Here is a 20,793-nt window from a genome sequence, read left to right as displayed (position 1 = left end):
AGTGTCTGTATTGACTTTTTTGAAAATTACTGTATAATGAATGACAATCAGTCATTTAGTTGGAGGAAGTTAATGGACAATAAAAAAGAGCGAATAATCCACGCAGCAATGGATGTTTTTACGGAAAAAGGACTAGAAAAAACGAAAGTATCAGATATCGTAAAGAAGGCAGGAATTGCTCAAGGTACGTTTTATATTTACTTTTCTTCCAAGTTATCTGTTGTTCCTTCGATTGCTGAGGTAATGGTTGAAAAAACATTGAATGAAATTATTAAAAAGGTTAATAAAAAAGATCCTTTTTCTGAACAGATGAAAGATGTAATCGATGTAGCATTTTCCGTTACAAAGGAATACCGTCAAATCTTCGCCTTAGTTTATGCGGGGCTTGCATCCACGGATTACCTTCAGGAATGGGAAGCTTTATATTCTCAGTATTATTCTTGGATGAGTAGATTTTTAAGTGAAGCGAAAGAAGCAGGGATACTACGAGAAAATCTCGATCCAGATCAAACGGCTGTACTCTTAATTGATTTAATAGAGTCTGCAGCAGAACAGACCTTCCTATACTCCCATGGGGATAAGGATATGGAAGCTATTAAGAAAAAGGAAGTCTGGGAGTTTTCCATGTATGGTTTAGGGGTAAAAATATAGAAAAATAATAGTGCTCATGATAACACTAGTAAGATGCCGTGGTAATTGGGTCAAGGTTTAATAGATCATTTCCTTTAAAAGTTTGAAGGGAATTTTCTTTTAAGAACAAAATGACTGAATGTCAGTCACGGAAAATGGAGAGTGTTAGTATGAATAAAGCATGGATTTATGTTGTGTTAACAAGTTTATCGGAGTTAGTTTGGATATATGGATTTAACACGGCATCGACCTGGTGGCATTGGGCATTTATCATATCATTTATATTACTAGATTTACACTTCTTAGCAAAAGCATGTGAAGGATTACCAACTGGTACGGTTTACGCTATTTTTGCTGGTTTTGGTACAGTAGGAACTTTCCTAATGGATATTTTCATCTTCCATGAAGATATCAAGTTGGTAAGTGTATTCTTTATCATGCTAATTATTCTTGGTGTTGTAGGCTTGAAATTGTCTGATGACCAAAAAGATGCGAAAGGAGTTATAGAATAATGGGCTGGTTTTATATTATCTTAGCCGCAGTCAATGAACTCATTGGTGTGTGGGGATTAACCCGATTTAGTAAAAAGCGTAATATCACGAATGCAATAATGTATGTTGGTGGACTTGGGTTATCGTTTGCATTTATCTATGCATCATTTGATTACTTACCAACCAGTATTGCCTATGCCACTTGGACTGGTGTTGGTACAGGTGGAGTAGTGTTAATGAATATGTTATTCTTTGGTGAGTCGAAGAGCTTTATTAGAGTGCTTAGCTTAGTAGCGATCATTGTCGGTGTAACAGGACTTAAAGTAATCTAACGAAAGGATGCCTGTCATGTATCAAGTTCTTTATAGAATTTGGTATGTGACAGGCATTCTTTTTTATAGATGGGAAAGTAAAGAAATCTTTCTGATCCCAATTCGACAATTTTTGCAGGATTTTAATTATCCTTGTGGAAATAGTTATAGTAGACGAAAATAATAAATAGTTTAGAAAATGGATTTTACCTAGTATAAATTTACATTACTTATTCGTTATATAAGTGAGAAGAAATGGAGGGATGAAATGGGTTCAATAGAAGATAGGGCATTTCTTTTTACAGAAAGGTCAAGAGAGTTACGCGAAGAGTTTAGTGATTTAATATTGGAGTTTCGAGAAGAACTTTGGAAGTATTGTCGGTATTTAACAGGTTCTCCTTGGGACGGTGAAGACCTATTTCAAGAAACATTACTTAAAGCATTTGGTGGTTTCTATCAGGTTTGGCAACCGGAAAATCCAAAAGCTTACTTATACCGTATTGCAACGAATACATGGTTGGATCACTGTCGCCGGGAGAAGAGAAACATTGGAACTTTAGAAGAAGTAGCTGAGCCTAGAGTAGAATTTAACGATAGTTTAGAAACGGAAGCGGTATTAATCAAACTAGATCAATTGTTTACACCAAGACAGGTCGCAGTATTTTTGCTTGTGAAGGTATTTAAGTTTAAAGCAGAAGAAGTAGCAAGTATTGTGAAAACGACGCAAGGGGCTATTTATTCAACAATTAGAAGGATGGAAAATAGATTAAACAAAGAAAATCTAACGAATCCGATAGACGTTAAGCCAATAGTACAAGATAAAGAGCAGAACCAGGTCATACAAACCTATATAAAAGCTTTGAACGATGGAAATCTAGATGCGTTATTTGAATTGGTTAGTGATCACTTGCATCACGAAGCTTCACTTGGTTTTCAAGAATTTTCAAAGAAATCGATGCGAAATGGGTCTATGGTACATGGACTACCTCCATATCGGGCTGAAGAACATTGGCTATGGGGTAAACACGTTATTGTTAAAGTTGTCGATAGTAGCGATGGTCCACTGCTTCACGATATTCAGTATCAAGAAGTAGAGAATGGAAAAATCGTATTTAGTCGTAGTTATTACTTTAGGAAAGAATTGATCTTGGCAGCATCAAAAGAATTAGGAATGGCACCACATCTAGATAAAGGTCCTGAAGGCTGGGATAAAAAGTAATATTATGTAAGGAAAAAGCAGGCACCTAATGTTATAAAGTTAGGTGCCAGTTTTTTAGTTTTACCCAAAGCGCTGATATCACCACTCGATCCGCTGATAAAGACAGAAAAGCGCTGATATATGCACTTAATCCGCTGATAAAACGGAAAAACGCTGAAATCTACTCGATGACCGACTGTAAGTAATAACCCACATTACTTTGCAAAGCGGTGATTACCAATCGTTACTGTCACTTCACGGGTCGTAATCCAGTCGCTATCTGCGGTTTTAGGATTATAGAAATAGATAGAGCCACTGCCTTGTCCACGGAAAGCGATCGCTTCGTTAACAGCTTTCATATCTTCTGCTGTATATCCACCATTAATTTGTCCATTTTGTACTGGTGTAAATGCGTAATATCCACCTGGTGAACGCTCATAGATAACTTCCTTAATAGCATTTGGAAATTCTTTGTGATCCACGCGATTCAGGATAACCGTTGCAACGGCAACTTTACCTGCATATGGTTCTCCTTTTGCTTCTGCATGAACTAGTTTAGCCATTAATTCTTTATCTGCTTTTGATACATAGTCTGGAACCTTAATTGATTCTCCAGTTACTAGGTAACTACCAGAACGTTTATTAGCAATTTGAAGATTAGCTATGGTAGTTCCATATTGTTGGGCGATAGACCAGAATGTATCCCCTTGTTTCACTGTATAGGATGCTGCTTCACCAGCAGTAGGCATAGCTAATATAGAAAGCGATAATGTCGCTGTTAAAATGAATTTTTTGAATTTATTCATGTTGTAAACCTCCTAGTTGTAATCGAACCGGTGTGATAAAATGCTGTGAACCAGCCCTAACTAAGAGATTACTAGATGTAACATAGTTTATCAGTGGTAAAGTCTGGTAATGAGTTTAGTAGTTTTATAAGCCTAGTAGACTACTGGGTTAAGAGGAGGAATGGGATTATTTTCCTTAGAAGTGACATTTTCCATAGTTTGGTATACTTGCCAGTCAGTTGGTTGCTACTTTACAGATATTTCAGCTATGTTACTAATAGTTTCCTTTTGACATATTTAATAATGTTCGTTTGTTAGCATGGATGAATAGGAGGATACTTCTGAAAACTTGAAATAGTACTAGTGAGCATTGGGGAGCATGAAAACTTAGACAAGAGCAGCATTCAATACGCTTCAACGATAATGGTAGTTTACAATATGATAATAAACCTTTATACGAATCAGCTATGCTAATGTAGAATAACGGAACCAATAGTATGTTAAAGTTAATGGAGAATATCCGGCTGCCTATAGAGAAATAAGAACCAATTAGTTTGAGAGATAATGAATGATATTAAATGCAAAACAGCAGTTTTGTTTGATTGAGTATTGGTATTTATAGTATTGGAAAAAGGAGAAAATCATGAGTAAATGGTTTTTATTAAATTTCTTATTGCTGATTACTGTAATATGGAAAGTAACGGAACATTATTCGTTCCCTAATTTAAAGGTACATATTCTATTAGGTTTATTAGGGGTATTATTATTTCTATATAACTGGACAAGAAACGCAGTATTTGAGACAATCCGGAATATCCCGGATCGGAAAGTTAAGATTCGCTTAGCGAAGTTGTCGAAAAGGGTAGTTATGGTTCATCGGTGGACAGGGAATATTGTGATGGCAGTTATATTACTACACGGTCTGATGATTATATCGCAATATGGTTTCACGATTAGAAGTCCAAAAATGGTTGTAGGACTAATGGCTCTAGTTCTTATGGCAATTCAGGTTATTACTGGGTGGGTGCGGTTATTCAAGCCAACGATTAGAGTTAGGTATATTCATTTGTACAATGGCATGGTCATATTCTTTTTTGTTACCCTACATATTTTACTGTAAATAAAAAGAACCATTATCCCACTGTTTTGGAAGATGGTTCTTATGTTTCATACGATAAAGATGGTCCTTTTTTGTTTTGGCTCTTCTCGTTCTTAAATCTAAATTAGCAAAAGGGCTTCGGTTCATTTCAGGATTTAGTCTTCCCTCACGAACAAGCTTTTGTCGCTGTTTTTGTGCTTTCGATTTACTCATGTGATATCACTCCTAAAAGGTTATTGTCGTTATTATACAAGATAGTGAAGGACTGTGCTACATGGAATTATAGAAAAATAATAAATATTTACTTTTAAGAGGTGACAGTAGATACAAACTTTGCTAAAATAGGAGAAATTACTTAACGAAATGAAAATTGATGATGAAGAGAGTAATTGTTTGTTCTGCTTAGCGAGCTAGGGATTGGTGGGAGCCTAGTGCATGGGCTTACAATGAAGCGGACTTCGGAGATGCTTTCTTGAAATAGTAGTATGGAAAGTCGGGGTAGACCTCGTTAACAACATCAAGTGGTTTATAATATTATTATGAACAATTAGAGTGGTACCGCGGGATTAATATGCTCTCGCCTCTTTTTAGAAGAGGCGGGAGTTTTTTATTTATAGAAATATTGGAGGGAATCATATGGATTTTAAAAAAGAATTTATAAGCGAGTTAGAAAAAACAATAGATGGAGTAATTTCTTATGACAACCTAGTAAAGATGATTGAGAAGCCAAAGCACGATAATTTAGGTGACCTAGCCTTCCCGTGTTTTGAACTAGCAAAGCATTACCGAAAATCCCCCATTATCATTGCCGAGGAAATAGTACAGGAAATGGACGTTTCCACATTTGAAAGAGTCGAATCAGTTGGTGGCTATGTCAATGTGTTTTTGAATAAAGAGAAGGTCTCTCAAGAGGTTTTGACCAATATATTAAACGAAAAGAATCAATATGGATATTCCGGTATCGCTGAGGGGAAAACCATGACTATTGATTACTCGTCACCCAATATTGCCAAGCCGTTTTCAATGGGACATTTACGCTCGACAGTGATTGGTAATTCGTTAGCACTCATCGCTGAGAAACAAGGCTATCGAGTTATACGTATTAATCATTTAGGAGATTGGGGGACACAATTTGGTAAACTCATTGTTGCTTATCAAAAGTGGGGGAATGAAAAGAAGGTGAAGGAAAGCCCAATTTCCGAATTACTTGCTTTATATATTAAATTTCATGAGGAAGCAGAAAAAGATTCTACTTTGAATGACCAAGGACGTGAGGCATTTAAACGACTAGAAAACGGAGAGAGAGAAGCAATTCAATTATGGAGATGGTTCCGAGATGAATCCTTAAAGGAATTTAATAAAATCTATGAACTGTTAGGGATTCGTTTTGATTCGTATCATGGAGAAGCTTTTTATAATGATAAGATGGATCGAGTTGTGGATATTCTAGCTGAGAAAAACTTACTAATAGAGTCTGAAGGTGCAACAGTTGTTAAATTAGAAGGGTATCCACCTTGCTTAATTAAAAAGCGTGATGGAACAACATTGTATGCCACTAGAGATTTAGCTGCGGCAATATACCGTCAGGAAAACTATCATTTTGATCAATCGCTTTATGTCGTTGGCCATGAACAGTCATTGCATTTCAAGCAATTGTTTGCCGTACTGAAGAAAATGGATTGTGATTGGCAAGAAGGAATGGCACATATTCCCTTTGGGATGATTTTAAAAGACGGGAAGAAAATGTCTACTCGTAAAGGGAAAATTGTTCTGCTTGAGGAAGTGATTCAAGAAGCGGTGCAGCTGGCAGTTAAGAATATCGAGGGAAAAAATCCAAACTTACTCGAAAAAGAAGAGATTGCTAAACAAGTAGGAATTGGCGCAATTATCTTCCATGATTTAAAAAACTATCGTCTAAACGACATTGAATTTTCTTTAGAAGATATGCTAACGTTTGAAGGTGAAACTGGACCATATGTTCAATATACACATGCACGTGCGACATCGTTACTTCGAAAAGGGGAGTTCCAGCCAGATTCGAGTACGGTAGTAAAGCTAAAGGATGAAGAAGCATGGCCAGTCATTAAGTTATTGAACCAATTTCCTGATAGCATCGCAAAAGCATTAGCGGAATATGATCCTTCTCAAATTGCTAAGCTGCTATTAGAATTGTCAAAGGCATTTAATAAATATTATGCAACAGTTAAAATACTAACAGATGATCAAAAACAACAGCGTTTAACGTTAGTATATACCGTCAAGATTGTATTAAAAGAAGGGTTACGATTACTTGGAATGAAAGCACCTACAGAAATGTAACGGAAATAACATTATCTATCTGTTTTCGTTTCTGTTATAGTTAGTTATGCTATTGGAAATAAATGACGATAAACTAGATTTTTAGGGGTGATTGGATTGGCAGAAACACATACTTTTTCAAAGGGTGAAGAGATTGCTAATGCCATAACGCATGGAATTGGTGTAATACTAAGTATTGCCGGCCTAGTGTTGTTAATTGTATTCTCTGCATTAAATGGTTCAGCATTACATGTTGTAAGCTTTACGATATTCGGTGCCACAATGGTAATCCTTTACACATCATCAACGCTAGTACACGCACTCCCACCTGGGAAAGCGAAAGACTTATTTGAGATATTTGACCATTCCTCTATATACTTATTTATCGCTGGAACGTATACACCTTTTACCTTACTAGTTATAAAAGGTGGCCTAGGCTGGACGATGTTCGGCGTAATCTGGGGATTAGCGCTAGCGGGAATTGTATTTAAAGCATACTTTGTGAAAAAGTTCTTATTTACATCAACCTTGTTGTATCTATTAATGGGTTGGCTAGTTGTTCTTGGTTGGAATAGAATCGTGGAGAATATAGCGTATGAAGGTGTCGTATTACTAGTTGCTGGTGGTCTTTGCTACACAATAGGAACGATTTTCTACATGTGGAGAGCATTTAAATATCACCATATGGTTTGGCACCTCTTTGTTCTAGCAGGTACGATTTGCCATTTCTTTTGTGTGCTGTTGTTTCTAGTATAGATTCATATATCTTTTAAGAATGAGTTAGGATTATTCCTAGCTCATTTTTCTATCTTGAACGAATCAATATTGAAAGTTTCACAAAACCACTTGACGACTAGCTGGAATATAGGTAATATGTAAAACGTAATCATTACGATTTGTGGATGGGAGGAATAATTGATAATGAAAATTCAAAAAGGAAATTGGTTTGGCCTTCTAGTTTTAGCATTGATTCTAGTGGGGTGCCAAGATTCTGTTACGTCTGAAAGTGATGCAAAAAGTTCGAACGAACAGGCAAACTCTGAGTCAAACGAGGAGGATACAGAGATTAAAGTAACAATTGAAGGCTTAGCTGATCACTACCATACAGGAAGTGCTGTGCAATTAACAGCCACTACCAGTGAACCGGTAAATCATCCGCATTGGCACTGGTTTACTTTAGATCCTGATGCACAAGATTGGGAAATCGTAGAAGGTCAATCTACTGAAAACTATGTAGCAGAAGCATCTATGGATGGGTTACAGATAAAAGTGGTTTTATATGATGATAAACATGAAGTTCTGGCAGAATCTACACCTATTACTATTACAATAGATGATCATGGGCATGGACATAATGAAGCATCACAAAAAATTTATGAAGGCTATTTTGAAGATAGTCAGATAAAAGATCGTGCACTATCTGATTGGGAAGGTGATTGGCAATCGGTATATCCGTACTTACAAGATGGTACTTTAGATGAAGTATTTGCTCATAAAGCTGAAGAGGATAATAGCAAATCAGCTGAAGAATACAAAGCGTATTATGACATAGGATATCAAACAGATGTTGAGCGTATCGTCATTGACGGAGATAATGTGTCATTCTATAGAAATGGTAAGGAATACACTGGAAAGTTCAAGTATGATGGCTATGAAATTCTAGAGTATGAGGCAGGAAACAGAGGAGTCCGTTATATCTTTAAGCACGAAGAAGGTGTGGAAGGAGTCCCTACGTATATTCAATTCAGTGACCATAGTATTTATCCTACCGACTCTTATCATTTCCATCTTTATTGGGGAGATGATCGACAAGCACTATTAGAAGAAATGGAGAACTGGCCTACATATTATCCGTCTGATCTAGATGGAGAAGGCATTGTAAGTGAAATGCTTGCACATTAAAAGATAGTAAATTTGTATGGATAATATTTTTAACCTTCATCATGAAGGAATTTTTTTGGGGCACAAATCGTAATGATTACGTTTTGATAAGACGGTTAAGGAGAGTGCACATGAACAAAAAAGTGCCAGTCACGGTATTAAGTGGATATTTAGGATCGGGAAAGACAACCTTATTGAACCATATTTTGCATAATAAAGAAGGGATGAAGGTTGCTGTTATTGTAAATGACATGAGTGAAATTAATATTGATATTGGACTTGTTGAGAATGAGGGTACTTTATCTCGAGTAGATGAGCAGCTTATAGAGATGTCTAATGGTTGTATTTGCTGTACATTACGTGAGGATTTATTAATTGAGGTGGAAAAGTTATCAAGGGACGGAAAATTTGACTATATCCTGATTGAATCTACTGGTATTAGTGAGCCAATACCGGTTGCACAGACATTCTCTTATATGGATGATCAACTAGGAATAGACCTTAATAACCATTGCAAGTTAGACACGATGGTAACGGTAGTTGATGCAAGTCGTTTTTGGCATGATTTTGGTTCTGGTGAAAGCTTGTTAGATCGGAAGGAATCTGTTTCTGAAGAGGATGAACGAGAGATTTCTGATTTATTAATTGATCAGATTGAATTTTGTGATGTTCTTGTTCTGAATAAGTGTGACTTAGTTGAAGAAAATGATTTGATGAAACTAGTAGCTGTTTTGAGAAAGTTACAACCAGATGCGAAACTCATTAAAACATCCTTTGGCAACATTAATCCAAAAGAAATCCTCAATACTGGCTTGTTTGATTTTGAAAAATCAAGTCAATCAGCAGGCTGGTTAAAGGAGCTTGAAATTGGGCCAGAAGAACATAATCCTGAGACAGTAGAATATGGTATTAGTTCGTTTGTGTATGAAAGCAGGCTCCCGTTCCATTCTGAACGATTATTAAGATTCATTGAAACGATGCCAGAAAACATAGTACGATCGAAGGGAATTATGTGGTGTGCAACGCGTAATGAATACTCATTACTACTTTCACAAGCTGGCTTTTCTGCAAATATAGAGCCTCTTTCCTATTGGGTAGCTGCTCTTCCGAAAGATAGAAGAGAAGCTATATTAAAAGCTAACCCAGAGGCCATGCAATCATGGGATAGGGAATATGGCGATCGTAAAACACAGTTAGTATTTATCGGACTAGATTTAAATAAAGAAGAAATAATTAGTGAGCTGGATAGGTGCTTATTAACTCCAGAAGAGATGGAGCTTGACTGGCGAACCTTGCCAGATCCTTTCAATTGGACTATTCAAAGTGTATAGCATAAGCGAGGTGGAAAAAAGTGGCGAAAAAATCAAAAATAGTAAAATCGTTAAAACAACAAGCTCTGGTTCAAAAGTATGCAGCAATAAGAAGAGAATTAAAAGAAAAAGGTGACTATGAATCACTTCGTAAGCTTCCTCTTGATTCTTCCCCTACTAGATTAAAAAATCGTTGTGCAATCACAGGGCGTCCGAGAGGATACATGCGGAAGTTTGATATGTCACGAATTACTTTTCGTGAGTATGCTCATAAAGGGCAGGTGCCGGGTGTGAAGAAATCAAGCTGGTAATGGTTAACTTAGCAATTTAGTGGAGATACAACTGGACGATATAATGCATATATAAGGAAAAAATATGTAACCTGTAGAAGATGGGGGATAATGTGGTCCTCTATTACTCTACAGGTTTTTTTATTTCACTTACAAAGACCGTTAATTAGCTAATACCTTTCTTCGTCGGTATTAGAATATGATATGATGAAGAGACGTAATTTTATCTTAAATAATACCAAAAGCTTTTGTAGATATATTATGAAGGGAGAATTAAAGTGATTTACATAGGTTTAACAGGTTGGGGAGATCATGATTCACTTTATACGGATGATGTCAAAGCGAGAGATAAATTATCCGAATACAGCAGTCACTTTCCGGTTGTAGAAGTTGATGCGACCTTTTATGCCATCCAACCGATTCGCAATGCAAAGAAATGGGTGAAGGATACCCCTGATACCTTTCGATTTGTGGTGAAGGCATTTCAGGGAATGACGAAACACCAACGATCTGATGAGTTTTTTGAGGGCTATGAAGAAATGTTTGAAGCTTTTCTTGCATCCATAAAACCATATCAGGATGCAAATAAACTAACGATGGTATTGTTTCAATTTCCACCATGGTTTGACTGTACCAGGGAGAATGTTCAATATTTGCGATTCTGTAAAAAGATGATGGGAGATATTCCTATTGCCCTAGAGTTTCGTAATCAGACCTGGTTTCATGATAAATATCGTGAAAGCACCATTTCTTTTATGAAAGAATATGGATGGATTCATGGAATTGCAGATGAACCACAAGCAGGGAATGGCTCTATTCCAATTGTTCCTGTTGTAACACATCCTAACCTAACTTTAGTTCGAATGCACGGTCGCAATGTTCATGGGTGGACAAAGCCCAAAAATAAAGAAACCAATTGGCGTGATGTTCGCTACCTATACAACTATAACCAAGGGGAACTACTCGAGTGGAAAGAACGGGTTTTAGAATTAGCAAAAGATTCAAAGGAAATCATCGTATTGTTTAATAATAATTCAGGCGGCGATGCTGCTAATAATGCAAAGCAATTTCAAGAAATGCTTGGAATTGAATATGAGGGGTTGGCACCAAGGCAGCTTGGCTTATTTTAATCTTCATTGATGGTAGATTTAACTATATGTAGATACTCATGCTAAAAAGATAACCTTACTTTGGTAGGGTTATCTTTTTAGCATGAGTAAAATTCTCTTCCTCTTATCTAGTGTTCAAAAATTATTTCCAAATACTTCAAAAAAACTGTTACCAAATCAAAATGAATCCGTTATATAAAAGAAAGGAGGAACAAATGAAAAATCATATTGATTCAATTTATCAAACATATTTTCTAGATATATACCGGTTCCTCCTTTCCTTAAGCCTGAATCACCACACTGCTGAGGATCTTGTGCAAGAAACGTTTTTGAGGGCACATATATATTTGGAGAGTTACAGGGGTGAAAATGTAAAGACATGGTTATTTACGATTGCCCACCATGTCTTTATTGACTACTATCGAAAGCATAAAAAGATGATGATTAAAGACAATGCCTTCTTTTCTAGTTATTTAGATAATACGAACCAAACTGAGGGAGAAGTTTTATTAAAAGAAGAAGTGTTAGAGATTAGTAATTTAGTAGACAAATTACCGGAAAAACAGCGATATGCCGTTCTGTTACATGATTTTCATGGTTTCACACAAATAGAAGCCTCTAAAGTGATGGGCATCAAACAGTCCTATTTCAAAGTTTTGTTATTCCGTGGGAGACAATTTATAAGAAATAGAAGGGAGAATCAGAATGACGGATGATTTTAAAAGAAAACTAGAAGCCTATGAAAAAGGTGAGTTGTCTGAAAGTGAAATGGAAGAAATGGAAATAGAGTTAGCGAAACTCGAAACGTATTATGAGTTTATAGACCATCAGGAATCCAATCAAAGTAGCGATATGATGAATGAAAAAAAACAAATAAAAATATTAAAACGAGGTAAATGGAAGGCAAGATTCCAGACGTCTTTTACCGTATTTTGTATTTTTATTTTAATAACTATTGCTTCTATGTTTCTAACGGCGATTTATTACTCCTGGGGAAAGCCTGACCGCGTAGATGTCTATCGAAATATTATTGACTATACATTAACGGTTACAGATCCTTATGGGTATCTAGGGTCTACAAGTACTAATGCAAAACCGTTCTTTATTTTAGAAGCAACACGAGATTTGAAAAAGAGAATTGGAGATGAAGTTATTGGAGTTGGGGAAATGGAGGTAAATTACTTTTTTTCCTTAATGGGGTATCCAATAGAAGAGTATTACGGAAGAACATCTCAGGAACAACCAAGTTTTATTTTTCCAGGTGAAGGAGAAGATAGAATTGGGGATTGGAATCAACTGGACAAATTACCGGAAGGGACAGTTGTTTCTGCCTATGTATCTTTTTCAGAATTACTAAGTTCTGAGGAAGTATTTAAATTATTTAAGATGAAGAATATGGATATCATATGGTTTGCTGTTCATACAGGAAGTGAAGATGATAGTATTTATGAGATTGGATTTCCGAATACTCCGATATGGCATGACGATGATATGATCTTGGAATCTAGAGAAGAAGAAAAGGGGATATTTGGTAGTAGTGTTATCTCTGAACTGCACTCCTCACCAAGTTATGAAGAAGGAGATTATGAAATGCTCCACACTCAGTTATTGAAAACATTAACTTTTCTCTCGGAGTACGAGAAAAAAGTAGATAAACTATTCTTTGATAAATTAGAACTAAACGATAGATTAAATTATTTAAAAGAAAATGGAATCGAAAATTATGGAGTGGTCATTACTGGTCCAACAAAAGAAGTCTTAAAGCTTCAGGATGAGGAATGGATTAGCAATTTGGAAGTGGATGAGGTAGCGTATTGGAATTGGGAATGGGATAGAAGTGAAGAGGAATAACAACTAATTTTGGGAGTTTAGGATTTTAATGATAACTCCCTGGGTATTATTTGAATTATTTTAAGACTATTGTAATTTTTATGTACTACTATCTGGGTAATTGTCCTATGATATTATTAAGAAACTTAGATAGACAACTTTAAGAGAGAACATCTACCCATAATGAACTTTAAGGAGTCTATTTATGAAACAGGATAAATTAATTAAAAAGTATGATAAACAAGTACCGATGTATGTAAGCAATCAAGAAAATCCTACAATGTCAGAGTGGCGAAGGAAACTGATCAGGGAAGCGGAAGGTAAAGTCTTAGAGGTAGGTGTTGGAGTAGGAGCAAATTTTCCATACTATGACACGGAAAAGGTTACAGCGATATGTGGGGTGGACTTTAGTTCGGAAATGCTTCATCAAGCACGTAGAAATGCAAGGAACCTAAATATGAACACTAGTTTTATACAGAAGGATATAGAAAAATTAGAAATAGAAGCGGAGTCATTTGACTGTATTGTCTCTACACTTACCTTGTGTAGTTATCCTGATCCACTGAAGACACTAAATAAGTTTAATAATTGGTGTGCAAAAGATGGGAAAGTACTGTTATTAGAACATGGACTCAGTAATAATCCGTTGTTGTCTTTTACGCAAAAGGCTATTAACCCTATATTTCTACAGGTATCTGGTTGTCATTGTAAACGAAATGTTTTGGCACTGTTAGAAGAATCAAATCTAGTAGTGGAAAAGGTTGAAAGATATTGGTCAGGGATTATTAATTTAATATGGGCAAAACCAGGCCCAACTATCGAGAGTTAATCAAGGATAAACTTGGAGAAGTAAGTCTTTTTGGAGATTAATCAGGTTTTAAATTTAGAATAACTTTATCCATTAGGAAAATCGCTGATATGACATCAGACAAGACAAAATAAATCTCGGAGAAAAATATGACATCATTTACGCAAACTATAATAGAAATCATTAAACAAATACCTGCTGGGAAAGTCATGACATACGGCCAAATTGCAAAGCTTGCTGGTAGTCCAAGAGGAGCTCGTCAAGTAGTACGGATTCTTCATTCTATGAGTAAAAAGTATCAATTACCATGGCATCGTGTAGTGAATGCAAAAGGACAAATCGCTATAAAAGATGAGGCAACCCATCAGGAACAGGTGCTGAATCTGGAGGCAGAGGGAATTGAAATCGGCATGCATGATACCATTGATTTGAAGGCATATCAATGGAATCCTGAAATGAAGAAGCAATGAAAATAAAAAGAATGGCGCAATTCGATAGCGCCATTCTTCTACTAAAATACTTTCAGAGTCCAATCTTCACAATTCCAAATATCGGTCACAACACCATCATAAAATTCTGGTTCGTGGGAAATCAATAGCACACTGCCTTTATATGCTTGAAGTGCACGCTTCAACTCCACTTTTGCATCATGATCCAGGTGGTTTGTAGGTTCATCGAGAACGAGTAGATTTGTTTCGTTGTTCATTAATTTACATAAGCGAACCTTAGCTTTCTCGCCACCACTCAATACTTGAACCTTACTCTCGATATGCTTCGTTGTTAAACCACATTTCGCAAGTGCTGCACGAACCTCATACTGTGTGAAATGCGGGAATTCATCCCATACTTCCTCAATACAAGTATTATTCGTCTCTGTTTTTATTTCTTGTTCAAAATAACCAATATGCAAATGCTCACCCAGCTGTACTGATCCAGAAACAGGGGGGATTTCACCTAAAATACTACGTAGTAATGTTGTTTTCCCAATTCCATTTGCACCATATAATGCAATTTTTTGTCCGCGCTCCATAGAAAGATTTAATGGACGTGATAGGGGTTCGTCATATCCAATAACAAGATCCTTTGTTTCGAATAAATATTTCCCAGGAGTACGCGCTTCTTTAAAATCAAACTCCGGTTTTGGCTTCTCAGCATCCAGTTCAATGACATCCATTTTATCAAGTTTTTTCTGACGAGATTGTGCCATCCTTGCGGTAGCTGCATTTGCTTTATTACGAGCAACAAAGTCCTTTAGATTAGCAATTTCTTTTTGTTGCTTCTTATAAGCGGCAACCTGTTGTTGTTTCTTCAATTCATGTAAGCGAAGGAATTCATCGTAGTCACCTGGATATCGATTTAATTCTTGATTCTCCATATGATAAATTAAATTAACAACACTATTTAAGAAAGGAATATCATGTGATACTAGAATAAAAGCATGATCATAGTTTTGCAAATATGTCTTTAACCATTCAATATGCTCCACATCTAAATAGTTGGTAGGCTCATCTAGTAAGAGAATCTCTGGTTTTTCTAAAAGTAATTTCGCGAGTAAAACTTTCGTACGTTGCCCACCACTTAAATCATGTACATCACGGTCCAAACCAAAGTCATTTAATCCAAGACCATTTGCAACTTCCTCAACTTTTGCATCAATCGTGTAGAAATCATTATTTGTAAGAGAGTCCTGCATACGTCCAGTATCCTCTAATAGCTTTTCTAATTCCTCGGGTGTAGCTTCACCCATTTTAGCAAAAAGTTGATTCATTTCTTCTTCCATATCATATAAATATTGGAAAGCAGTTCGAAGTACATCACGAATGGACATACCTTGCTTTAATACTGCGTGCTGATCTAAATACCCAACACGAATATGCTTAGCCCAAGTTACATTTCCTGCATCTGGCTCAAGCTTCCCGGTAATAATATTCATAAAAGTGGACTTACCTTCACCGTTTGCCCCGATCAACCCAATATGTTCTCCCTGTAATAAACGGAACGATACATTATCAAATATAGCCCGATCACCAAATCCGTGACTTAGATTTTTAACTGTTAATAAACTCATAATCATTACACCTTTTCTTTCTATATACATTCTCTACTATTATACTTTTCAAATTAGAAAAGGGATAGTGGTTATTTTTATGAAATAATTAGCATTAGAATATAATATCAAGTTTTATTACTTGGTAATAAGTTGAATAAAATGTATAATGATATAAAAGTATGAAATGGAGTGGGACGTACAATGATAAAGAAGAAACTTGCATTTGTGACAGATAGTACAGCTTACTTAACAGAGGAACTGAAAGGTCACCCCGATATTTATGTTGTCCCAATTGTTGTCATTTCGGAAGGTGAAGAATTTGAAGATGGAATTGATTTAACATCAGAACAATTATATGAAATGATTCGTACGAATAAAGAGGTTCCGAAAACCTCACAGCCAAATGTCGGTAGATTCATAGAATTATACGAGAAATTAAGGGGAGAGTATGAGCACGTAATTGCGATACATGTCTCCTCCAAATTAAGTGGCACCATATCTAGTTCCAAAACCGCCATGGAGCAAGCTAATATAGATGTAGAGATTATCGACTCCTATTCGCTATCCTTTGCGATTACGTTTTTATTAGAAAAAGGACTGCATTTAAATGAACAGGGATTAGATGCTAGGGAAATAGCAGAAACTTTACGTGCGGAAGCAATAAGGCATAAGAATTTAATCCTTCTGGATACGTTAGAGCAATTATTTAAGGGTGGTAGATTATCTGGAGCGCAGTTTGTGATTGGGAATCTATTAAGTATAAAGCCTATTCTATCTATTGGAACAGATGGAGAACTAGGCGTCCTTGAACGTGTTCGTTCGGAGAAAAAAGCGACTCGTAAATTAGTTGAACTAATCAAAACATCGTGTGAAGAGAATTCAGTGAAAAGAATAGGAATTGCCAATGCGAATGCACCGGGCAAAGCAAAGGCATTAAAGGAAGAAATAGTATCGCAAGTCCCTGGTTTAGAAATAATAATTGGAGAAATAAGTTCATCTCTTGCTGTTCATGCAGGCGAGGGAGCGATGGCGGTGTTTTGGACTGCCTAATAAAGACGACATAGGTGATTGCCTATGTCGTTTCTGCTCTATTCCTTTTGGTACTTTAAATACTGATAGTTGTCAGTTGGAATTCGAACAATATCATTTCCTTCTTTATCTTGATGGACCTCATATTCACGATAGGATTCCACAATATAGCCATCCACTTCATTCATCCCATCCAATACATATTCATAGGTGCTAGTTTCTGAACGTTTGTTATTCTGAATAGTAGCATCAACAGTTTCATCTTCAGAGATATGGAAGTAATTGGACTCCTCACTCGTTATTGGTGGTGTATCTAAAAAGGATGCTACAACTAAAACAAATAATCCACCTAATAATGCCATTCTAGATTTCATAAGTATACCCCTTTCATGCTTACTAATTTATATATATGCATGTCCAATGCAATTATTGGTTAAATTGGTTAAAATAATAATTAATAGTAAGGAAAGGGGTATGTATATGTATCGTGTAGTACAGGATTTTATTAACGATTGGGATCACGCAAGTTCCGGAACACTTCAAGTAATTGAAGCCATAACAGATGAAAAATTAGATCAGGCTATAGTGGAAGGTCATAACACCTTAGGCTGGTTAGGCTGGCATCTAGCGAATGCACCAGCATTTTTTGGAGGAGAGGTTGGTCTATCCATAACACCTGCAGGCGGTCCACAAGATGTACCTTCAAGCATTGATGAGATTGTTGCGGCATATAAGAACACTTCTGAACAAGTAAAACAAGAAGTAATGAAGTTAACAGATGAAGACTTGGTCGAAACAGTTGAAAGTTTTGGAACACAAATCCCTAGAGGGGCATTGCTTTTGAAGATGATAGACCATCAAACCCATCATCGTGGTCAGATGACGGTGTTACTTAGACAAGCTGGATTAAAGGTTCCAGGTGTGATGGGACCTACCAAAGAGCAGCAAGCATAATATATAGAGATGCAAAACCTTGTTTTAATAGGGTTTTGCATTTTTTTATCTTCTATTAAGAAGGATGCAAGAGGATGTGTTAGTAGTGAAAACTTACAAGGACTTTATTTACAGGTCTTTGGAAGCGTTTTTATATTATATTACTTGCTACAATCCTTCCGGTGTGCCCTTACTTCTGTGGCGTTTGTTCTTCCACACTCGTTCTCCATTTGTTGTGTCAGTAAATGTCTACCCTGTGTTCAGTTCCACCTGCTGAGGCCCCCTCACAACTACTTCCCGTTTCGCCTTTTCAATATAGACACCATTGTTTGGCGCTTTATTTCCTGGACGATATTGCGATATCTCACCCATTAATTATCACTCCTTTTTGTAATCTAATTGTAGTATGAGTAATTCACTATATTTAGTGAATGTAAAGAATTTGTTAAGGCGTGATGAAATTGTAGTAAAAAAGTAAAAATGATGAGTTAGTCCTAATCACGACAAAACACGACACTGATTTTGACAATATTTTCTAGTTATGTGGGACTAGATACCTTTTTCGTATTTTTTAGCAACTTGGGAAAATCGAATATAGGTAAAAAGTACACTGATATATTAGTCCTATATACGTTATGGAATGGTAAATTATGGAATTGACATTTGAAATCATTGTGTAATTATTTATGTATATATTACCAATAACAAAAATTCATACAATTAGGAAATGAGGTTTAGAGGTTGTTAGAGTCTAAGCGTAGAGCCATTATATTTTTTATTATTGCGATTTTATTGGCGGCAACAGCGGGTTTTTTAGTTTTCAAGAAAGTGCAGTCATTAAATGCCGAATTGGGTACTATGGTTAGAATTTATGTGGCTGCTAAAGATGTAACCTCAAGGGTAATCATTACTCAGGATGATGTTGCAACAGAAGAAATACCAATGAAGTATCTGAAAGATGACCATATTACTGATGTAGAATTTCTGATGAATAAGGTATCTGTAGTACCTCTTTCACCAGGCGATATTATTACAAAGAGTATGTTGAAAGAAGCAACGGCTGTAACAGAAGAAGATAACCGTCTGGTAGCACTTATGAAATCTGACAAAGTCTTTTTTGATGAGGATTTATCAGCTTTAGATCGTGTGGATTTGTTTGTATCTCATGATTTAGATGGGGAAATCGTTACGGAAATGTTTATGGAAGATGTGAAGGTTGCACGTGTTTCGAAGAATAGTGACGGTGGGTTAACAGGTGTTCAAATTGAGATTCCAATTGAAGTTGTCTCGGAAGTGATACATATGCAGAATTATGCTCATAATATCCGAGTTATACGGGCGAATGTTGGTATAAATTCTGAGAATATCAATAGTCCTATTGAACCAACTAATGATGAGGATATCGAACAGAAAGAAGATACACAAGTAGAAAATGAACAGGTAATACAAGAAAAACAACAAGAGAAAACAGAGAAAGAAGAGCAAACAGAACAAAAGGATAAAGCAGATTCAACAGAAGAAAAATCCGAATCAACTGATGATAAAGAATAGGCTCAGTGAAGTGAGAAGAAGGATGATTTTTACTGGAGGAAACAAATGAATATAAATATTGATATTCCTGTGATTGGTAACAATGAGGAATTACTAACAACAGTTCTAGAATCTATTGGTGAAGCGTATCAAGTGAAAAATGTTTCAGTTGAAGATTTAAAAAAGGAAACACACCAAATTATAATAATTCTCAAAAATGATAAAGAGTCACCTCTAGACTTAGCTCAGTCCATTTTAAATGAGCATTCAAATACACCTATTATTTTTATAAGTGATATGCCTGATTTTGAACTTCTTCGAGAGTTAACTCGTATGGGAATAACAGATTACTTTGTCTTACCTGATGAAGAATGGCAATTTTTAGAACGAATTAATAAACTCATATTGACAATGAAAGAAATTAAGACAGAAACGTCATCTTCTGAAGGCTTTATTCGGGGAGGAGGTAAAGTATTTACCTTCTTTAGTGGAAAAGGTGGATCTGGTAAGTCTTTGATAAGTTCCTTGTTTGCACAGACGCTCAAGCTTGATTCAACCGCAAAAGTACTTTTCATTGACTTAAATTTACAATATGGTGGTGCTGAAACATATTTAGGTATCAATAGTACCCGTTCCATGATTGATTTGATACCAGTTATTCACGAAATAAGTGAACATCATATACGTAATGTGTCCGAAATAATGGAGCCCTCAAAGCTTGAAGTGTTAGTCAGTCCTCGAGATACAGAGCTAGCCGAGAGAATTAATGAGGATTTTGTTATGAGATTAATTCGGGCTAGTAAGCGTAGCTACGATTTTATTATCATCGATACACCATCATATATGGATATAAAAACGTTCACAGCATTGAATGAATCGGATCGCATTTATTACGTTATGAATCAAGACACCGTTTCCATTCGTGTTTTGAAATACGTGGATACAGTTTTAAAACAGCTAGGACTTGTAACGGATGAACGTATGGAATTAGTAATGAATTTTACTGGTAAGGACAATGAATTAAGTAACAAAGATATCCAACGCTTTGTGAGTTATCCTATTTCAGCAAATATAAAAAGGGATTTTAAGGGTGTACATGCCTCTATGAATAAAGGAGAGCCATTACGAAAAGAACCGAAAGATAAAAAGCTTTCTCCAGTTGCGAAGGATTTAAAGAAATGGGTCCGCTCCATGCTTAAATAAATTAATCC

General features: G+C 36.0%; 24 protein-coding genes and 1 other annotated feature. Of the genes, 19 read left to right on the top strand and 5 right to left on the bottom strand.

What is annotated here, in order from left to right; all coding sequences use genetic code 11:
* The first annotated feature begins 72 nt into the window (after positions 1–72).
* From G5W_RS0117410 to G5W_RS0117395, 4 genes are all read left to right on the top strand, one after another.
* Positions 73–651, top strand: a complete 579-nt coding sequence (locus tag G5W_RS0117410; protein ID WP_010098643.1) for a TetR/AcrR family transcriptional regulator — start codon at positions 73–75, stop codon at positions 649–651.
* Between the two features lie 149 nt (positions 652–800).
* Positions 801–1,142 carry a DMT family transporter gene (locus G5W_RS0117405; protein ID WP_010098642.1) on the top strand — a complete coding sequence of 114 codons (342 nt, stop codon included), beginning with the start codon at positions 801–803 and terminating at the stop codon, positions 1,140–1,142.
* Positions 1,142–1,453: a DMT family transporter gene (locus tag G5W_RS0117400; protein WP_010098641.1), complete on the top strand. Its 312-nt coding sequence runs from the start codon at positions 1,142–1,144 to the stop codon at positions 1,451–1,453. The genes G5W_RS0117405 and G5W_RS0117400 overlap by 1 nt, the downstream gene beginning before the upstream one ends.
* A gap of 247 nt (positions 1,454–1,700) precedes the next feature.
* On the top strand, positions 1,701–2,651 hold the full coding sequence (locus G5W_RS0117395; RefSeq protein WP_010098640.1) for an RNA polymerase sigma factor: 951 nt from the start codon (positions 1,701–1,703) through the stop codon (positions 2,649–2,651).
* A gap of 194 nt (positions 2,652–2,845) precedes the next feature.
* On the opposite strand, the gene G5W_RS0117390 is transcribed toward G5W_RS0117395, so the two are convergent.
* Positions 2,846–3,436, bottom strand: a complete 591-nt coding sequence (locus tag G5W_RS0117390) for a cell wall hydrolase (protein ID WP_010098639.1) — start codon at positions 3,434–3,436, stop codon at positions 2,846–2,848.
* 622 nt (positions 3,437–4,058) lie between these two features.
* On the opposite strand from G5W_RS0117390, the gene G5W_RS0117385 reads away from it, so the two are divergent.
* Positions 4,059–4,535 carry a hypothetical protein gene (locus tag G5W_RS0117385; protein WP_010098638.1) on the top strand — a complete coding sequence of 159 codons (477 nt, stop codon included), beginning with the start codon at positions 4,059–4,061 and terminating at the stop codon, positions 4,533–4,535.
* Here G5W_RS0117385 and G5W_RS0117380 read toward each other — a convergent pair.
* Entirely contained in the window at positions 4,527–4,727 is a 201-nt protein-coding gene (locus G5W_RS0117380; RefSeq protein WP_010098636.1) for a hypothetical protein, read from the bottom strand. The two genes, G5W_RS0117385 and G5W_RS0117380, sit on opposite strands and share 9 nt — an antisense overlap.
* Before the next feature lie 151 nt (positions 4,728–4,878).
* Positions 4,879–5,102, top strand: a binding site (T-box leader).
* A gap of 48 nt (positions 5,103–5,150) precedes the next feature.
* Here G5W_RS0117380 and argS point away from each other — a divergent pair.
* From argS to G5W_RS0117330, 10 genes are all read left to right on the top strand, one after another.
* Positions 5,151–6,833 (top strand): arginine--tRNA ligase, encoded by a 1,683-nt coding sequence (argS, locus tag G5W_RS0117375; protein ID WP_010098634.1) that lies wholly within the window; start codon positions 5,151–5,153, stop codon positions 6,831–6,833.
* 96 nt (positions 6,834–6,929) lie between these two features.
* The gene (trhA, locus tag G5W_RS0117370; protein ID WP_010098633.1) at positions 6,930–7,568 is read left to right on the top strand and encodes a PAQR family membrane homeostasis protein TrhA; all 639 of its coding nucleotides are present in this window, start codon (positions 6,930–6,932) and stop codon (positions 7,566–7,568) included.
* Between the two features lie 165 nt (positions 7,569–7,733).
* Positions 7,734–8,714 carry a ZinT family metal-binding protein gene (locus G5W_RS0117365; RefSeq protein WP_010098632.1) on the top strand — a complete coding sequence of 327 codons (981 nt, stop codon included), beginning with the start codon at positions 7,734–7,736 and terminating at the stop codon, positions 8,712–8,714.
* A 110-nt stretch (positions 8,715–8,824) separates the two neighbouring features.
* Positions 8,825–10,024, top strand: a complete 1,200-nt coding sequence (locus tag G5W_RS0117360; RefSeq protein ID WP_010098631.1) for a GTP-binding protein — start codon at positions 8,825–8,827, stop codon at positions 10,022–10,024.
* Positions 10,025–10,044: 20 nt separating this feature from the next.
* Positions 10,045–10,314, top strand: coding sequence for a 30S ribosomal protein S14 (gene rpsN / locus G5W_RS0117355; RefSeq protein WP_010098630.1), 270 nt, complete (start codon positions 10,045–10,047; stop codon positions 10,312–10,314).
* Between the two features lie 257 nt (positions 10,315–10,571).
* A complete protein-coding gene (locus G5W_RS0117350) occupies positions 10,572–11,423 on the top strand; it encodes a DUF72 domain-containing protein (protein WP_010098629.1) in 852 nt (283 codons plus the stop codon).
* Between the two features lie 194 nt (positions 11,424–11,617).
* A complete protein-coding gene (locus G5W_RS0117345) occupies positions 11,618–12,118 on the top strand; it encodes a sigma-70 family RNA polymerase sigma factor (RefSeq protein WP_010098628.1) in 501 nt (166 codons plus the stop codon).
* Positions 12,108–13,253 (top strand): anti-sigma factor, encoded by a 1,146-nt coding sequence (locus tag G5W_RS0117340; RefSeq protein ID WP_010098627.1) that lies wholly within the window; start codon positions 12,108–12,110, stop codon positions 13,251–13,253. Before G5W_RS0117345 ends, G5W_RS0117340 begins: the two co-directional genes overlap by 11 nt.
* Positions 13,254–13,437: 184 nt before the next feature.
* The gene (locus G5W_RS0117335; RefSeq protein WP_010098625.1) at positions 13,438–14,061 is read left to right on the top strand and encodes a class I SAM-dependent methyltransferase; all 624 of its coding nucleotides are present in this window, start codon (positions 13,438–13,440) and stop codon (positions 14,059–14,061) included.
* A 128-nt stretch (positions 14,062–14,189) separates the two neighbouring features.
* The gene (locus tag G5W_RS0117330; protein WP_010098623.1) at positions 14,190–14,510 is read left to right on the top strand and encodes an MGMT family protein; all 321 of its coding nucleotides are present in this window, start codon (positions 14,190–14,192) and stop codon (positions 14,508–14,510) included.
* Between the two features lie 41 nt (positions 14,511–14,551).
* Here the strand turns inward: G5W_RS0117330 and G5W_RS0117325 are convergent, their stop codons facing one another.
* Positions 14,552–16,108: an ABC-F family ATP-binding cassette domain-containing protein gene (locus G5W_RS0117325; RefSeq protein WP_010098620.1), complete on the bottom strand. Its 1,557-nt coding sequence runs from the start codon at positions 16,106–16,108 to the stop codon at positions 14,552–14,554.
* 183 nt (positions 16,109–16,291) lie between these two features.
* Between G5W_RS0117325 and G5W_RS0117320 the strand changes: the two genes are divergently transcribed.
* Positions 16,292–17,140 carry a DegV family protein gene (locus G5W_RS0117320; RefSeq protein ID WP_010098618.1) on the top strand — a complete coding sequence of 283 codons (849 nt, stop codon included), beginning with the start codon at positions 16,292–16,294 and terminating at the stop codon, positions 17,138–17,140.
* A gap of 38 nt (positions 17,141–17,178) precedes the next feature.
* Here the strand turns inward: G5W_RS0117320 and G5W_RS0117315 are convergent, their stop codons facing one another.
* Positions 17,179–17,493, bottom strand: coding sequence for a hypothetical protein (locus G5W_RS0117315; RefSeq protein WP_010098616.1), 315 nt, complete (start codon positions 17,491–17,493; stop codon positions 17,179–17,181).
* A gap of 106 nt (positions 17,494–17,599) precedes the next feature.
* Between G5W_RS0117315 and G5W_RS0117310 the strand changes: the two genes are divergently transcribed.
* Positions 17,600–18,073, top strand: coding sequence for a DinB family protein (locus tag G5W_RS0117310; RefSeq protein WP_010098615.1), 474 nt, complete (start codon positions 17,600–17,602; stop codon positions 18,071–18,073).
* A 228-nt stretch (positions 18,074–18,301) separates the two neighbouring features.
* On the opposite strand, the gene G5W_RS23430 is transcribed toward G5W_RS0117310, so the two are convergent.
* Complete coding sequence (locus G5W_RS23430; protein WP_010098613.1) at positions 18,302–18,424, bottom strand: YjzC family protein; 123 nt, start codon at positions 18,422–18,424, stop codon at positions 18,302–18,304.
* A gap of 369 nt (positions 18,425–18,793) precedes the next feature.
* On the opposite strand from G5W_RS23430, the gene G5W_RS0117300 reads away from it, so the two are divergent.
* A complete protein-coding gene (locus tag G5W_RS0117300; protein WP_010098611.1) occupies positions 18,794–19,603 on the top strand; it encodes an SAF domain-containing protein in 810 nt (269 codons plus the stop codon).
* 45 nt (positions 19,604–19,648) lie between these two features.
* Positions 19,649–20,785 (top strand): CpaE/TadZ family protein, encoded by a 1,137-nt coding sequence (locus G5W_RS0117295; protein ID WP_010098609.1) that lies wholly within the window; start codon positions 19,649–19,651, stop codon positions 20,783–20,785.
* Positions 20,786–20,793: the final 8 nt, after the last annotated feature.

It is taken from the genome of Ornithinibacillus scapharcae TW25 (assembly GCF_000190475.1).
GTDB lineage: Bacteria > Bacillota > Bacilli > Bacillales > Amphibacillaceae > Ornithinibacillus > Ornithinibacillus scapharcae.
The sequence above is the reverse complement of the archived record's forward strand: the minus strand, read 5'-3'. Positions and strand labels throughout refer to the sequence as shown.

Bases quoted from the DNA above. Each gene is read 5' to 3' on its own strand.
- G5W_RS0117410 (WP_010098643.1), top strand. From the start codon at position 73: ATGGACAATAAAAAAGAGCGAATAATCCACGCAGCAATGGATGTTTTT.
- G5W_RS0117405 (WP_010098642.1), top strand. From the start codon at position 801: ATGAATAAAGCATGGATTTATGTTGTGTTAACAAGTTTATCGGAGTTA.
- G5W_RS0117400 (WP_010098641.1), top strand. From the start codon at position 1,142: ATGGGCTGGTTTTATATTATCTTAGCCGCAGTCAATGAACTCATTGGT.
- G5W_RS0117395 (WP_010098640.1), top strand. From the start codon at position 1,701: ATGGGTTCAATAGAAGATAGGGCATTTCTTTTTACAGAAAGGTCAAGA.
- G5W_RS0117390 (WP_010098639.1), bottom strand. From the start codon at position 3,436: ATGAATAAATTCAAAAAATTCATTTTAACAGCGACATTATCGCTTTCT.
- G5W_RS0117385 (WP_010098638.1), top strand. From the start codon at position 4,059: ATGAGTAAATGGTTTTTATTAAATTTCTTATTGCTGATTACTGTAATA.
- G5W_RS0117380 (WP_010098636.1), bottom strand. From the start codon at position 4,727: ATGAGTAAATCGAAAGCACAAAAACAGCGACAAAAGCTTGTTCGTGAG.
- argS (WP_010098634.1), top strand. From the start codon at position 5,151: ATGGATTTTAAAAAAGAATTTATAAGCGAGTTAGAAAAAACAATAGAT.
- G5W_RS0117365 (WP_010098632.1), top strand. From the start codon at position 7,734: ATGAAAATTCAAAAAGGAAATTGGTTTGGCCTTCTAGTTTTAGCATTG.
- G5W_RS0117360 (WP_010098631.1), top strand. From the start codon at position 8,825: ATGAACAAAAAAGTGCCAGTCACGGTATTAAGTGGATATTTAGGATCG.
- G5W_RS0117345 (WP_010098628.1), top strand. From the start codon at position 11,618: ATGAAAAATCATATTGATTCAATTTATCAAACATATTTTCTAGATATA.
- G5W_RS0117340 (WP_010098627.1), top strand. From the start codon at position 12,108: ATGACGGATGATTTTAAAAGAAAACTAGAAGCCTATGAAAAAGGTGAG.
- G5W_RS0117335 (WP_010098625.1), top strand. From the start codon at position 13,438: ATGAAACAGGATAAATTAATTAAAAAGTATGATAAACAAGTACCGATG.
- G5W_RS0117330 (WP_010098623.1), top strand. From the start codon at position 14,190: ATGACATCATTTACGCAAACTATAATAGAAATCATTAAACAAATACCT.
- G5W_RS0117325 (WP_010098620.1), bottom strand. From the start codon at position 16,108: ATGAGTTTATTAACAGTTAAAAATCTAAGTCACGGATTTGGTGATCGG.
- G5W_RS0117320 (WP_010098618.1), top strand. From the start codon at position 16,292: ATGATAAAGAAGAAACTTGCATTTGTGACAGATAGTACAGCTTACTTA.
- G5W_RS0117315 (WP_010098616.1), bottom strand. From the start codon at position 17,493: ATGAAATCTAGAATGGCATTATTAGGTGGATTATTTGTTTTAGTTGTA.
- G5W_RS0117310 (WP_010098615.1), top strand. From the start codon at position 17,600: ATGTATCGTGTAGTACAGGATTTTATTAACGATTGGGATCACGCAAGT.
- G5W_RS23430 (WP_010098613.1), bottom strand. From the start codon at position 18,424: ATGGGTGAGATATCGCAATATCGTCCAGGAAATAAAGCGCCAAACAAT.
- G5W_RS0117295 (WP_010098609.1), top strand. From the start codon at position 19,649: ATGAATATAAATATTGATATTCCTGTGATTGGTAACAATGAGGAATTA.